Below are 1935 nucleotides of genomic sequence, written 5' to 3'. Positions count from 1 at the left end.
ACGGTTGTGGCGCACGTCTTCGGTGAACGCACTCTGGCCACACTGGAGCGTCTTCTGAGCCTGCTGTCGGCCTTTGAGGTCGTGGTATGGATGACGGATGGCTGGCCGCTGTATGAATCACGCCTGAAGGGAAAGCTGCACGTTATCAGCAAGCGTTACACTCAGCGCATTGAGCGACATAATCTGAATCTGAGACAACATCTGGCAAGGCTGGGACGGAAGTCACTGTCGTTCTCAAAATCGGTGGAGCTGCATGACAAGGTCATCGGGCATTATCTGAACATAAAACACTATCAGTAAGTTGGAGTCATTACCCGATTGCCAACCAGTAAAACGCTTCCGTTTTCAACGCACCCCACAGCATCGGCCAGAAAATGAGTCCTGCAATTGCCCCTGTGCGCATAATAGCGCGGGCAAATCCGACCCCAGTAGGGCGAATAGCGGGAAGATAAGAGAGTGTGGCAATGGTCATGCCCAGCCCACCAGGACCCGCTGAATGGAAGAAAATAATTGATCCCAATAACCCTAAAGACAGCCAGGGATTAGTCGTTGCCAGTGCGCCTAACGACAGCAATGCTAAGGTCACAACAGCAAATCCATACATCGACTGTCGGCGAGTACCAGTCGTTGGAGAATAAACGAGCCGATCATCCCGCCTGTCACCCCACAAAGGGCATTCACGACGGCAGAACCGGTCAACGCGCCAGTAAGCCCGCCACTTATTATTCCCGCCAACGTAAGAGGAAGATAAACACCTACGGCGTTATATTGCCACGCCTGCATGGTTGCCACGACACAGCCAAGAATGGTGCGTTTGCGGTAACGATCATTAAATAAGATGCCATATCCACCACTGTATTTATTCTCTGCTTTTTCCGAGAATTTCGCTTCTGTTGTACCCGATGCCGCAACGCGAGCCTGAACACCATAACGTTTTCCCAGAATGTCGCACGCTTCCTGGTAACGCCCGACGCGTGCGGCCCACATTGCGGATTCACCAATAAAGAAGTAACGCAAAATCATGAAGATGACTGCAAAAATAGCTCCGATGAATATTCCGTAACGCCACAATTGTTCTTCAGCGATACCCGACAGAAGCAGCGGCAAAAGTACCAAATAAACAACGGTTGTCGAAACATACCAGGCCATTTGCCAGAGGTTGACCGACGTTCCGGTTTTCTTCGACGTTGAACCACGAAGCTCTGCCACAGCATTGGTTGCCAAAGGGAAGTCGATGCCTAAACCAAAGCCCATGATGACGCGGCACACCAGCACCCACCAGATACTGGGAGCAATAGCTACCGCTGCAGCACCGATGGTGCACAGCCCCATGCCAATAATAAATGCCTGCTTTTGCCCAAAGCGGTTTATTACTCGGTTCGCTAATAAACCGCCAATTAACGCGGCGATTAATACTGATGCATTGACGGTTGCAGCAAGACCCGGCGAAATGCCGAATTGAGCGGCAATGTATTTATTACCAAACCCCACCATCGCCGCCTAGTAGGCATCAATCAATATGCCGCCCAAAGCAATAAAAATAACGCCGATACTGGTGTTGATTGCAGAGTTCTTATTAACAATTAGACTGGCCCCCTGAATCTCCAGACAACCAGTATCACTTAAATAAGTGATAGTCTTAATACTAGTTTTTAGACTAGTCATTGGAGTACAGATGATTGATGTCTTAGGGCCGGAGAAACGCAGACGGCGTACCACACAGGAAAAGATCGCAATTGTTCAGCAGAGCTTTGAACCGGGGATGACGGTCTCCCTCGTTGCCCGGCAACATGGTGTAGCAGCCAGCCAGTTATTTCTCTGGCGTAAGCAATACCAGGAAGGAAGTCTTACTGCTGTGGCCGCCGGAGAACAGGTTGTTCCTGCCTCTGAACTTGCTGCCGCCATGAAGCAGATTAAAGAACTCCAGCGCCTGCT

At 50.4% G+C, this 1935-nt stretch carries 1 protein-coding gene and 2 pseudogenes; 2 read left to right on the top strand and 1 reads right to left on the bottom strand.

Features of this window, described 5'->3' with window-relative positions:
- Positions 1–300, top strand: a pseudogene (locus BGK49_RS13385) (IS1-like element IS1X2 family transposase); the annotation flags it as partial.
- Between the two features lie 10 nt (positions 301–310).
- Here BGK49_RS13385 and BGK49_RS13380 read toward each other — a convergent pair.
- A pseudogene (locus BGK49_RS13380) lies at positions 311–1644 on the bottom strand (MFS transporter).
- 31 nt (positions 1645–1675) lie between these two features.
- On the opposite strand from BGK49_RS13380, the gene BGK49_RS13375 reads away from it, so the two are divergent.
- The coding region (locus BGK49_RS13375; RefSeq protein WP_000567716.1) for a transposase at positions 1676–1935 on the top strand (260 nt) is incomplete at its 3' end.

The sequence above is a fragment of the Shigella sp. FC1544 genome (assembly GCF_001722145.1).
GTDB classification, from domain to species: Bacteria; Pseudomonadota; Gammaproteobacteria; order Enterobacterales; family Enterobacteriaceae; genus Escherichia; species Escherichia coli.
This window is presented reverse-complemented; position numbering and strand designations above follow the sequence as displayed.